The organism is Parvularculales bacterium (genome assembly GCA_036881865.1).
Classification (GTDB): Bacteria; Pseudomonadota; Alphaproteobacteria; order JAPOUT01; family JBAJNM01; genus JBAJNM01.
On sequence record JBAJNM010000084.1, the window covers coordinates 1 to 10,920 of the forward strand.

Consider the following 10,920-nt stretch of genomic DNA (forward strand, 5'->3'; position numbering starts at 1 on the left):
CCTCCCCCCCCCCCCCCCCCCCCCCCCGGTCAATTTCATCAGCTGGTTCAAATCTTGGTTGACAGAAAATTTAATAGCTATGTTAACTTTCTACCCATGGGAAGTTATCAATCAATTCACCATGGCGTGGGGATTGTTCGTCTGAATCATCTAATTCAGCATACTGCCGACGTTCGATTTCGCCAACTTCTACCTTTGTGTAGGCGCGACCGGATAATATTTGAATATTTGGTTTTACCTTCCCATTCCAAAGATATAAACCTGCGGAAAAGCCTTTTTCCGTCAGGCTTCGCTGAGCCTGACCCATGCATCCTTGCGAGATTGTGAGTGCCCATGACCGCTTCCGCAACATACAGGGACTATGCCGACCCCGGGCGCATCGCCCGCGCCATCGAGCAGCTGGCGGGTTTCACCGAACCCGGTCGCCCCTACACCCGGCTCATCTTCAGCGATGAGTTCCATGCGGCGCGGAAATGGCTCACCGAATCATTCAAAAACCTCGGCCTTGACTGCCATATCGATGCCGGCGGCAACCTGATCGGCACCCGCCCCGCAGCGGCTGAGACCCCATCGCCGCAAGTCGTCATCATCGGCTCGCACATCGACACCGTCCCCGCCGGCGGCCGCTATGACGGAATCGCCGGCGTCATCGCGGCGATGGAAGTCGTCCATTACCTCAACGCGCAATCGCTTGAGTTGCCCTTCACCCTTGAGATCGCCGACTTCCTCGGCGAGGAACTCAACCTCTGGGGGACATCCTGTCTCGGTTCCCGCCACATGGCGGGACTGATCGATGCCGAGATGCTGGCGCGCAAGGATGAGAGGGGTCGCACCCTCGGCGATGAGATTGCTGCCTGCGGCGGCAGCGGCATCCCGCCGACGGGCCCCCGCAGCGATGCCGCCGGCATCCGCGCGTGCTTCGAGCTGCATATCGAGCAGGCCCGCTCGCTTGAGGACGCCGGCGCTGATATAGGCATTGTCACAACCCTGCCCGCGATCGAGCGTTATGCCATCGCCGTCAACGGCACAGCCGGGCACAGCGGCACCACACCCATGGCGGGGCGGCAGGATGCGCTCGTCACCGCCGCCAGCATCATCCGCAAGGTGAGTGCCCTCGCAGGCACTATCGCCGCCCGCTCGAACGAGTATTTCTGCGCCACCATCGGCAAGATCGAGGTTTTGCCCAATGGCCCCACGATCATCCCCGGCCGTGTTGAGATGATGCTTGATGTGCGCTCGACGGGCGATGAGGCCAAAGCCGAATTCCTTGCCGGCCTCTCAGCCGCCCTCGGGGAGGCCGGCAGGGAAGGGTGCGGGATCGACCGGACCCTCCTTGCAACATCGCCCGGCGCGCCCATGGACAGCGGGCTTCAGGCCGCCCTTGGCAAAGAGGCCAAAGCGCTGGGTCTTGCCGGGATGGATGTGGCCAGCGGGGCGGGGCATGACAGCGCCCACCTCTCGCGATTCGCGCCGGTAGCCATGGTCTTCATCCCCTGCAGGGGCGGCCTCAGCCACTGCCCCGAAGAGGAGGCAGATCCCGATGCCATCGCCAAAGGCGCCGCCGTGATCACGCGCAGCGTCCTCGCTCTCGCAGAAGAAAATGGTGCCTGTTAATTCAGGGAGCGCCGGTGTTATTCACTTCTCATCATTGAGATGGCAGGCCGAGAGGTGGTCGGCGGAAATCTCCCTGAGCCCGGGGACCTCGCTCTTGCACCGCTCGGTTGCGAACGGGCAGCGGGGGTGGAAGTGGCAGCCGCCCGGCGGGTCCAGGGGCGAGGGGATCTCGCCGGTGATGGGCTCATATTTGCGCCTGCCCACTTCAAGCCGCGGCACCCCGGCCAGCAGGGCCTTGGTATAGGGATGGTTGGGCTTCTTGGTGAAACTGCTGATCGGTGCCGTCTCAACGATTCGGCCCAGATACATCACGATCACCCTGTCCGAGATATGCTCGATCACCCCGATGTCGTGGCTGATGAACAGATAGGTCAGCTCATAGTCATCGCGCAGCTTAACAAAAAGGTTGAGCACCTGCGCCTGTATCGACACATCAAGGGCGGCAATCGACTCATCGCACACTAAAAGCTCGGGCGAGACGGCAAGCGCGCGGGCAATGCCGATACGCTGGCGCTGCCCGCCGGAAAACTGATGCGGGTAGCGCTGCAGGGTGTCGGGGTCAAGCCCCACCCGCGCCAGCATCTCGCCGGCAAATTCGGCCTTCTGACTACGCTGGATCAGCCCGTGGAAGATCGGCGCCTCGGTGATGATGTCAATGACCCGCTTGCGCGGATTGAGCGAGGAGAAGGGGTCCTGGAAAATCATCTGCGTCTGCAGGGCCAGCGTCCGGTCGGCGGTTTTTGTCTGGGCGGTGTCAAAGTCCACCGTCCCGCCGGTCGGCGGCAGGATACCCGCCACCATCCGCCCCAGCGTCGACTTCCCGCATCCCGACTCGCCGACAATGCCGACAACCTCGCCCCGCTGCACGGTAAAGGAGACATCATCGACGGCATGGACGATCTCCTCCCTGTAATCCTGCCCCAGCTTATTCAGGAATCTGGTGATGACATCAAGCGGCTTGATGAAGTCCTTTGAGAGGTTTGAGACACTCAGAATGGGTTTCATCACGTTATCTCCCCTCCGGTGTTAAAGCAGCGCACAAGGTGCCCCCCGCCCATATCAACGTCATCCGGGCTCTCGGAAAGGCAGCGCTCGGAGACGAGCGCGCAGCGGTTCTGAAAGGCGCACCCCCGGGGCAGATTCAGGAGCGAGGGGACCATCCCGTCGATCTGCTGCAGGGGCTTGCCGCGTTTGTTCTGGGACGGCACGCTGCCCAGCAGCCCGCGGGTATAAGGGTGAAACGGGCTTACGATGGTGCGCTCGATCGTGCCCTGCTCAACCACGCGCCCCGCATACATCACGCAGATCCGGTCGGCAATGCCGGCAACAACGGCAAGGTCGTGGGTGATCCAGAGCAGGGCCGTTTTCGTGTCCTTGCACAGGCGCTGCATCTCATGGATGACCTGCCCCTGGATGGTGACATCAAGGGCGGTTGTCGGCTCATCGGCAATAATAAGGTCCGGCTTGTTCAGCATGGCAATCGCAATGGAGACGCGCTGGCGCATGCCGCCGGAGAACTGGTGCGGGTAGGCGCGCATGCGCTCCTCCGGTGCCGAGATGCCCACAAGCCCCAGCGCATCCCGCGCCCGGGCGCGGGCATCGCCCGCACTCACACCGCTGTCATGGGCCTGGATGGCTTCAGTCATCTGCGTCTCAACACGAAGGACGGGATTGAGTGTCATCATCGGATCCTGGAAGATCATGCTGATGCGGTTGCCCCGGAGATCCTGCAGCTGCTGCGTGCTCATGGCGGCGATGTTCTCGCCCTTGAACATGATGCTGCCGCCGACAATCCGCCCCGGCGCATCCACGAGCCCCATCACCGAGAAACCCGTGATTGATTTACCCGACCCCGACTCGCCGACAAGCCCGACAACCTCGCCGGCATGGATATCAAAGCTGACCCCGTCCACCGCCTTCACCACACCTGCCTTGGTGAAAAAATGCGTCTTAAGATCGTCAATCTGAAGGATGGGTTCTGCCATGGCGCCCCCTCACTTCTGCAGGCGCGGGTTGAAAATATCCCGCAGCTGGTCGCCGACAAGGTTGATCGACACAATCGTGATCAGCAGCGCAACCCCAGGGAAGATGCTGATCCAGAAATCGCCGGTATACATGAACTCAAAGCCGTTGCCGATGAGCAGTCCCAGCGAAGGCTCGGTGATGGGAAGCCCCAGCCCGAGGAAACTCAGCGTCGCCTCAAGGGAGATGGCATGCGCCGTCTGCAGGGTGCCCACCACAATCAGCGGCGCAAGGCAGTTCGGCATGATGTGGCTGAGGATGATCCGCCGGTTGCTGAGCGCCAGACACTGCGCCGCCTCCACATACTCCTTGTTTTTCTCAACCAGCGCGCTGGCCCGCGCCGTCCGCGCGTAATACGCCCATTGCACCAGCACCAGCGCGATGATGGTCTTATCAACCCCCTTGCCGAAAATGGCAAGGATGATCAGCGCCATCAGGATGGCGGGGAAGCTGAGCTGGATATCAACGATACGCATGATGAAGCTCTCAAGGCGGCCGCCGAAATAGGCGGCAATGAGCCCGATCGTCGCGCCAATGGCCAGCGCGACAATGCCCGAGAAGGCGCCGACGCCAAGGCTGACCCGCAGCCCGTAGAAGATCGACGACAGCATGTCCCGGCCGGCCCCGTCGGTGCCGAGCCAGTAGACATTGCCGGCAAAATCCTCGGCACCCGGCGGCAGCCGGCTGTTCATGATATCGACGCTGCCCAGATCATAAGGGTCGGTCGGCGATATCCACGGCGCGAAAAGCGCGATAAACAAAATCACCGAGAACACCCCGAGCGCGGCAACCGCAAGCCGGCTCTCGGAGAAATCGGACCAGAACTTCCGCAAGCCCGATGCCGGCACCGGCGGGGTGGGCGGGGTGATGTCTGCCGCATTGCCCATCACTTCGCCCCCCTGATGCGGACCCGCGGGTCAAGGAAAGAGTAAAGGATGTCCACCACGAGATTAAGCGTCACGAATATCAGCACAATGATCATGAGATAGGCGACGATCACCGGCCGGTCGAGATTGTAGATCGAATCGATGATCAGCTTGCCCATGCCCGGCCAGGCGAAAACCGTCTCGGTGACGGTTGAAAACGCGATCAGTGAGCCGAACTCAAGGCCGATGACCGTGACAATCGGGATCATGATGTTTTTCAGCAAATGCACCTGGATGATGCGCCCCTCGCGCACGCCCTTGGCCCGGGCGAACTTGATATAGTCCTGCAGGATGATCTCGCGTGTCCCCGCCCGGGCGAGGCGGATCACCGAAGAGAGTTTAAAAAGCGCCAGGTTGAAGGCCGGCAGGAACAGATGCGCCAGCCCGTCAAGCGTGAAGATGGAGCTCGTGATGCCAAGATAGGTGGCCGTCTCGCCCCGCCCCGTTGACGGCAGCCAGCCGAGATAGACCGAGAAGAACATGATCAGCAGGATGCCGACCCAGAATGTCGGCATCGAAAACCCGAGTATGGACCCCGCCATGATCGTCCGGCTCACCCGCGCCTCAGGCTTAAGGCCGGCATAGATGCCGAGCGGGATGCCGAAGACCACCGCCAGCAGCAGCGAGAACAAAGCCAGCTCCATCGTCGCCGGCATGCGCTGGATGATCAGCTTGAGCGCCGGCTCGCCGAAAATGAACGACCGACCGAGCTCGCCCTTAAAGGCATTCACAAGGAAAAACCAGTATTGTTCGCTCACAGGCCTGTCAAGACCAAGATCGCGGATCACCCGCTCAATCTCCGCCTGGTCGGATTCGGGGTTGATCAGCATGTCAACGGGATCGCCGACCAGATTCACGCCGCTAAAGACCAGCAGTGACATCACAAAAAGAACGATGAGGCTTTGAAGTGAGCGGCGGAGAATAAAAGCTGTCATTTATCTCATCCTCATACGCAAATATGCCCACACAGCAGCGGCATTGCCGTCTGCTGTGTGGGATTGCGCATAGAATAGACGCTGGCGAAGCAGGGGATTAGTTTTTACCCAGCCCCATGATCAGGGTGAACTCGTCCGTGCGCGGCTGGTATTTGTAGCCCTTCTTGGACGCCCATGTGTTCACCTGATAATGCAAAGGAATAACGCCGTAATTCTCACCGACGGCGATTTCCGTGGCTTCGGCAAGATACTTGCCCCTGTCATCGGCATCAACCGTTGCCAGCGCCTTTTGTATAAGCCCGTCAACCTTGGCGTCGGAATGACGTCCGCGGTTGGCCGCACCCATCCCCTTGTCCTTATCAAAGGTATGGAGCAGGGCCTTGAGCGGGGAGGAGGCCTCGCCCGAACCGGCACCCCAGCCCAGCACCATGAAGCTGAACTCAGGTGAGCCGTCCTTGCCGCCCCTTGAGGCGCGCTTGAAATAAACCGCCTTCGGCATCGTCTCGACACTGGCGTCAATGCCGACACGGGTCAGCATCTGGGCAAGCGCTTCAGCGATTTTGGCATCATTGATATACCGGTCGTTCGGGCCATGGATGACCATCTTGAAACCGTCGCCGTAACCCGCCTCGGCCATGAGCTTCTTGGCAAGGTCAGGGTCGTATTTCACTGGCTTCATCTTTTTTGACACACCGTGGAAGCCGTCGGGCAGGAGCTGGCCGGCCGGCACGGCAATACCCTCCATCACGCGCGCGACAATCGCATCACGGTTGATGGCATGCGAGATGGCCCTGCGGACACGCACATCCATCAGGGGGTTTTTGATCTTCCCGCCGCCCTTGGCATGCACGTGCGGTGAGTCCGGACGGTACTGATCCATGTGCAGGTAGATGACGCGGTTCGACGGACCGCTGCTCAACTCAACCTTGCTGTCCTTCTTAAGGCGGGCCACATCAAGCGGCGGCACGCTGTCGATGAAGTCAACATCACCGGCAAGAAGGGCCGAAATACGGGCCGGACCGGCTTTGATCGGCTTGAAAGTGACCTTGTCAAACGCCGCTTTCTTGCCGAAATAGTTATCATTGCGCTCAATGACGACACGGTCACCAGGCACCCATTCGACAAACTTGTACGGACCCGTGCCGATAGCGGCCTTGCCGCTGTTATAGTCCTCGGTCGATGCGCCCTTTGCGGCCTTCGATGAGACAATGCGCACCGTCGACATGTCATTGGGCATCAGGGGGTAAGGCTCTGCCGTCTTCACGTGGATGGTGTAATCATCAACCTTGGTGAAAGTCTTGCCCTTAAGGTAGGTGACAAAGCTTGACGGCGAGTTCGGCACATTCTGCGCCCGCTCGACGGTGAACAGCACATCGTCAGCCGTAAAGGTGCTGCCGTCATGCCATTTAACGCCCTTGCGGAGCTTGAACTCCCAGGTGGTGTCATTGACCGGCTTCCAGGATACGGCAAGATCCGGAAGATGCTGCTGGTTCTCATCGGTGGAGACGAGAGAGCTGAAAATATGCCTCGCAAACCCGTTGTTCGGGCCAAGGTTGTGATAATGCGGGTCAATCGAGCTGGGTTCGGATTTAAGGCCGACGCGTAACTCTTCCGCACTCGCCGCAAGCGAGAATGCACACCCCGCAAGCATAATAAGAAATAAACGTAAGAACTTCATTCTGTCCTCCCATAAATGAATGTTTTACTGGTCTGGTTAAATATGTTGTTATAACTTTCCTTGTTTGTCCATATAAATTGTCGGTTTAGTGTCCCGCACCTCCTCAGGAGTCCATATATTGTGACCTCAGCAGCCCGGATTGAACAAAACCTGCCCGGACAGGGCATCTTCACCAACCCCAAAACAGGGGTGAAGACCTCATATCGCCTCAAAAAGAACAATACCGCCGGCCAGACACCGGGCCAGACACCGGGCGGCCTCATGCCCATGGTGTTTCTGCACGGATTCAACGGCAACAGCCGCAGCTGGGCCTGCCAGTTCGATTTTTTCTCAAACCGCACCCTGCTCGCCCTCGATGCCCCCGGATACGGGCAGTCCGATGCCATCGACGGCGGCATGCCGCAAATCGCCGATGAGGCCGCAGCCCTGATCAGGGCGACAATCATGCCGCCGGCGGTGATTGTCGGCCATTCGATGGGCGGCATGCTGGCGCAGGTCCTCGCGGCCTCGCATAACGGGCTCGCCTGCGCCCTCGTGCTGTCCTGCACCCATACGGGATATGCCAAGGCCCCTGACACCCCCCTTGGCGATGCGCTCCTGCAACGCCTTGAAGAACGCCGCACAATGGATGATGAGACATACGGCAGCCGCCGGGTGCGCGCCATGCTGCCGGGGGTTGCCGAGAACGAAACCTTCGACTTTCTCGCCGATATCGCCGGCGAAGTGCGGGCCGGGGGAATCCGCTGCGGCGGCTGGGCCATGCATCATCTCGATACCCGCCCGCTCCTCCACCGCATTAAGATGCCGGTCTGCCTGATTACGGCGGCCAACGACACCGTCGTTACGCCCGAGACCGGCGCAGCACTCACCGGGGGGTTGCCGGGGGCGGAGCAATTTGTGATCCCAGAAGTCGGCCATGCGCCCTATTGCGAGGATCCGGCAAGGTTCAATGCCATCATATCGAATTTTCTGGCTCCACTGAACGAGGCGGAATGCGCCTCCTGATATTGGCCCCGATCTCTTGATGAACGCTCTTACGCTACGGCCCTTCTCTCTTTACTTCTGGACAAACACCGCAGCCCTGCTCGGCACATGGATACAGAAGGTGGGGCTGGGCTGGCTGGCCTGGGAGATCACCGAATCCACCTTCTGGACAAGTTTTGTCTCCCTCGCCCTGATGGCGCCCGTAGGGGTTATCGGCCCCTTTATCGCGGTCTATGCCGAAAACTGGGATATGCGCCGGGCCATGCTGATCACGAAAATCCTGATGGCCATCACCAGTTTTTTCATTTTCATCCTGCAATGGTACGAGATGCACACACTCCACAGCCTTGTGATCGCATCACTCATACTGGGTGTGCTGAGTGCCGTTCATCACCCCATCCGTCTGGTCTTCATTTCGATCGTTGTGACAAAACCCTATCTGGCCAGCGCCATCGGCCTGAATTCCGCCTCATGGAACATGTCACGCATTGTCGGCCCGGCCCTTTCCGGCTATGCGATCGTTGCCCTTGGCCTGGCACATACCTTCGGTATCGCGATGCTGTGCTATCTGCCGCTGATCTGCGCCCTGCTGGTCCTGCGGCTGCAGGAACGCAAAGTCGCCGTGCAGAATGCCGGCCGCTTTATGCAGAAATTCATCGACGGCGGCAGGGTGGCGCGGACGACGCCGCTTATATTCACCGCGCTCAGTATCGTGGGGCTGAACAGTTTCTTTGTGCGCGGAGTGCTCGAAATCCAGCCCGCCATTGTCGGGCAGATCCTCAATGGAGACAGCTATGCGCTTGCCGTTGTCACATCGGCGGCGGGGCTGGGGTCCCTGTTGGGATCGGGATGGATCGGCGTGGGCATGTTAAAGCCGGAGGGCATCTTGAAATGTCTGTGGCCGATGCTGGTCATCGGTTTGCTCGCCAGCATCAGCCTCTATTACGCCACCGAACTCATGGCGATGGCCGCCGTCTTTGTGGTGAGCGGCTTTACGGCGACTGTCGTCGGCATAGGCGCGCAAACACTGATCCAGCTCGAAGTGAGTGAGAATTACCGCGCCCGGGTCATGACCTGGTGGTCAACCGTCTCATTCGGCAGCCTGACAGGCGGGGGGATCATCATCGGCTTCTTCGGCGATCTGATCCCGATTGAGATGGCCATTGCCATCATCATGGTTGCCGGTGGCGTCCTGTCTGCCCTGGCACTGATAAAGCTCCCGCTGCTCAAGGCTTTTCGGGGCGGAAAGTAAACGGGCTGCTAATAAATGGCCGGGCGTATTGCTCAGCCTTATCTGTAGCCCCGGCGCTGGCATAGATATCATATTGAGCCATCAGAATTGCCTGAGCGAAGCCTGCCCGGGGTGGAGACCATCCTCGCCGCGTTTGAGATGGTGGAAAAATTTCACTATTTCATGTATTTTCACCAAATGGTGAAATGCCAATTTTTAGTGAAAATTTCTTGATTAATTCACTGATGCTGATATGATCATTGCATGGTGAAACCAGCAGAAATAGCGGAATTTAGCGAAAAACAGGGCCCCGAACTGCTTGATCGCACGTTGCGGGACATCCCGGTTATCGATGGGATCTCGTTTGAACTGGAGTCTGCAATCAATGGGCGTAGATACGATTTTCTGGCAGAAGTCAGGGTTGGAGGCCGTAAGTATCGGCTTATCGGCGAAGTGAAACGGCAGGTCCATCCAAGTCAGGCAAGGGAAGCTGCCCTGATGTTGAAAGACTATATTAGGCACGCGGACTTTGACGCCACAGGGGTTCTCGTATCCGACTATTTATCCCCGGCCTCCCGTTCAATCTGTAAAGAAAACGGGATCGGTTATCTGGATTTGGAAGGAAATGTCCATCTCGCTCTGGACGGTGTCTACCTGGAGCGTGAGGTATCCACCAAACCTAAGGCTGAAAGGAAAAAGCTGAAATCCCTTTTCAAACCCAAATCAGCGCGGGTGCTGAAGAAAATGCTGGCGGACCCCGCCCGTATTTGGCGTGTTGCCCCACTCGCCGAAGAAGCCGGTGTCAGTCTCGGGCATATCAGCAATATCCGTAAATCCCTGCTGGAACGCGAATTTGCCCGCACCGGCAAGGAAGGCCTGTTTCTGTGTGATCCCGACCGGCTACTGGACACGTGGCAGGCCGAATACACCCCTCCTGCCGGTGAATACCTTGAGTATTACACGACACACCACGGCAGAAACCTGACTGACATTTTAATTAAGACTATGAAGAATATTCAGGGTCGGCCGGATATGGCTCTGGCTTCCTTCTCGGCTGCAGACTGGATGGCCTCCTATGCCCGCTACAGTAAAACGATGCTCTATGCTGACAAAAAAGGTTTAAATCGTCTTGCGGATTCGCTGGATCTGAAAAGCAGCCCGTCAGGCGCCAACGTTGATGTTGTCGTATTGAAGGACAGGGACATTTTAGACGAGAGTACCATGCAGAAGGGGGGTGTTATTTGCACCAGCCCTATTCAGACGTATCTCGATCTCGCATCGCATGGCGAACGCGGCAAGGAAGCTGCCGACTACCTCAGAGAAAAATTAATGGTGAGGTATCCCGATTGACACATGAAAAGGATATAATTTAATCTGTTCCACTACTGAGATATTCATTTTGGAATTACGTGAGGTGGATATGCAACAGATCATGTGGTATGCCTTTATACTATCCTTTTGTGTGGCACTGATCTTTTTGATGATTGGTTAGGTGCAATCGGGCGTTATTCAGTGGAAGTAATATGCCGC

General features: G+C 58.4%; 10 protein-coding genes. 4 read left to right on the forward strand and 6 right to left on the reverse strand.

Translation table 11 applies throughout. The features are described from left to right. Nucleotides 1-82: 82 nt before the first annotated feature. Nucleotides 83-307, reverse strand: coding sequence for a hypothetical protein (locus V6Z81_11165; GenBank protein ID MEG9863026.1), 225 nt, complete (start codon nucleotides 305-307; stop codon nucleotides 83-85). Nucleotides 308-333: 26 nt separating this feature from the next. Between V6Z81_11165 and V6Z81_11170 the strand changes: the two genes are divergently transcribed. Next, the gene (locus V6Z81_11170) at nucleotides 334-1,614 is read left to right on the forward strand and encodes a Zn-dependent hydrolase (protein ID MEG9863027.1); all 1,281 of its coding nucleotides are present in this window, start codon (nucleotides 334-336) and stop codon (nucleotides 1,612-1,614) included. Between the two features lie 21 nt (nucleotides 1,615-1,635). Here V6Z81_11170 and V6Z81_11175 read toward each other — a convergent pair whose 3' ends face one another. The 5 genes from V6Z81_11175 to V6Z81_11195 all read right to left on the reverse strand — a co-directional run bounded on the left by V6Z81_11175 (nucleotide 1,636) and on the right by V6Z81_11195 (nucleotide 7,175). Then, the gene (locus tag V6Z81_11175; protein ID MEG9863028.1) at nucleotides 1,636-2,619 is read right to left on the reverse strand and encodes an oligopeptide/dipeptide ABC transporter ATP-binding protein; all 984 of its coding nucleotides are present in this window, start codon (nucleotides 2,617-2,619) and stop codon (nucleotides 1,636-1,638) included. Beyond that, nucleotides 2,619-3,599, reverse strand: coding sequence for an ABC transporter ATP-binding protein (locus V6Z81_11180; GenBank protein MEG9863029.1), 981 nt, complete (start codon nucleotides 3,597-3,599; stop codon nucleotides 2,619-2,621). The genes V6Z81_11175 and V6Z81_11180 overlap by 1 nt, the downstream gene beginning before the upstream one ends. Before the next feature lie 9 nt (nucleotides 3,600-3,608). After that, nucleotides 3,609-4,523: an ABC transporter permease gene (locus tag V6Z81_11185; protein ID MEG9863030.1), complete on the reverse strand. Its 915-nt coding sequence runs from the start codon at nucleotides 4,521-4,523 to the stop codon at nucleotides 3,609-3,611. Next, complete coding sequence (locus V6Z81_11190; GenBank protein MEG9863031.1) at nucleotides 4,523-5,497, reverse strand: ABC transporter permease; 975 nt, start codon at nucleotides 5,495-5,497, stop codon at nucleotides 4,523-4,525. The genes V6Z81_11185 and V6Z81_11190 overlap by 1 nt, the downstream gene beginning before the upstream one ends. 97 nt (nucleotides 5,498-5,594) lie before the next feature. Continuing rightward, complete coding sequence (locus V6Z81_11195) at nucleotides 5,595-7,175, reverse strand: ABC transporter substrate-binding protein (protein ID MEG9863032.1); 1,581 nt, start codon at nucleotides 7,173-7,175, stop codon at nucleotides 5,595-5,597. A 120-nt stretch (nucleotides 7,176-7,295) separates the two neighbouring features. Here V6Z81_11195 and V6Z81_11200 point away from each other — a divergent pair, with 120 nt between their 5' ends. From V6Z81_11200 to V6Z81_11210, 3 genes are all read left to right on the forward strand, one after another. After that, on the forward strand, nucleotides 7,296-8,180 hold the full coding sequence (locus tag V6Z81_11200) for an alpha/beta hydrolase (GenBank protein ID MEG9863033.1): 885 nt from the start codon (nucleotides 7,296-7,298) through the stop codon (nucleotides 8,178-8,180). 19 nt (nucleotides 8,181-8,199) lie between these two features. Then, complete coding sequence (locus V6Z81_11205) at nucleotides 8,200-9,411, forward strand: MFS transporter (GenBank protein ID MEG9863034.1); 1,212 nt, start codon at nucleotides 8,200-8,202, stop codon at nucleotides 9,409-9,411. Nucleotides 9,412-9,654: 243 nt separating this feature from the next. After that, nucleotides 9,655-10,740, forward strand: coding sequence for a type IV toxin-antitoxin system AbiEi family antitoxin (locus V6Z81_11210; protein MEG9863035.1), 1,086 nt, complete (start codon nucleotides 9,655-9,657; stop codon nucleotides 10,738-10,740). Nucleotides 10,741-10,920: the final 180 nt, after the last annotated feature.

What these genes read in the sequence shown, in the direction of transcription:
- V6Z81_11180 (MEG9863029.1), bottom strand. Translation starts at nt 3,599, where the DNA reads ATGGCAGAACCCATCCTTCAGATTGACGATCTTAAGACGCATTTTTTC.
- V6Z81_11170 (MEG9863027.1), top strand. Translation starts at nt 334, where the DNA reads ATGACCGCTTCCGCAACATACAGGGACTATGCCGACCCCGGGCGCATC.
- V6Z81_11210 (MEG9863035.1), top strand. Translation starts at nt 9,655, where the DNA reads ATGGTGAAACCAGCAGAAATAGCGGAATTTAGCGAAAAACAGGGCCCC.
- V6Z81_11195 (MEG9863032.1), bottom strand. Translation starts at nt 7,175, where the DNA reads ATGAAGTTCTTACGTTTATTTCTTATTATGCTTGCGGGGTGTGCATTC.
- V6Z81_11165 (MEG9863026.1), bottom strand. Translation starts at nt 307, where the DNA reads ATGGGTCAGGCTCAGCGAAGCCTGACGGAAAAAGGCTTTTCCGCAGGT.
- V6Z81_11185 (MEG9863030.1), bottom strand. Translation starts at nt 4,523, where the DNA reads ATGGGCAATGCGGCAGACATCACCCCGCCCACCCCGCCGGTGCCGGCA.
- V6Z81_11175 (MEG9863028.1), bottom strand. Translation starts at nt 2,619, where the DNA reads ATGAAACCCATTCTGAGTGTCTCAAACCTCTCAAAGGACTTCATCAAG.
- V6Z81_11190 (MEG9863031.1), bottom strand. Translation starts at nt 5,497, where the DNA reads ATGACAGCTTTTATTCTCCGCCGCTCACTTCAAAGCCTCATCGTTCTT.
- V6Z81_11205 (MEG9863034.1), top strand. Translation starts at nt 8,200, where the DNA reads ATGAACGCTCTTACGCTACGGCCCTTCTCTCTTTACTTCTGGACAAAC.